The sequence below is a fragment of the Mesorhizobium sp. M1C.F.Ca.ET.210.01.1.1 genome, from assembly GCF_004791585.1.
GTDB lineage: Bacteria > Pseudomonadota > Alphaproteobacteria > Rhizobiales > Rhizobiaceae > Mesorhizobium.
In genome coordinates this window covers 1-285 of the sequence record NZ_SRUU01000220.1, presented here as the reverse complement: position 1 = coordinate 285, position 285 = coordinate 1, and the positions used below count along the sequence as shown (strand labels likewise).

Below are 285 nucleotides of genomic sequence, written 5' to 3'. Positions count from 1 at the left end.
GCAACCAGGAGGACGATGATGCTGTTGAGCAGGCCTGAAATCACGATCGCGCCGGCTTCACTGCCGGCAAGGGCTGCGGCCCTGATGCCTGGCCGCCGCCATTGTCGTCGGCGATCTGGCAAACCGCCCCTTTGGCCGAGCCCTGTCCCGCTTCCGCGCAGGCGGCTTCGACATCCGCCTGCTCCAGCCCGATGATCGCCGCCATGGCGCCCTCGCCCGCCGGCACCGCCGCCTGCATGGCATTGCCGCCGATGCGGCACGGCTGCTGCGCACCCGCGGCAATGC

General features: G+C 70.5%; 1 pseudogene. It reads right to left on the bottom strand.

The features are described from left to right. Positions 1-88: 88 nt before the first annotated feature. Positions 89-285: pseudogene (locus EN853_RS33660) on the bottom strand (malonyl CoA-acyl carrier protein transacylase); the annotation flags it as partial.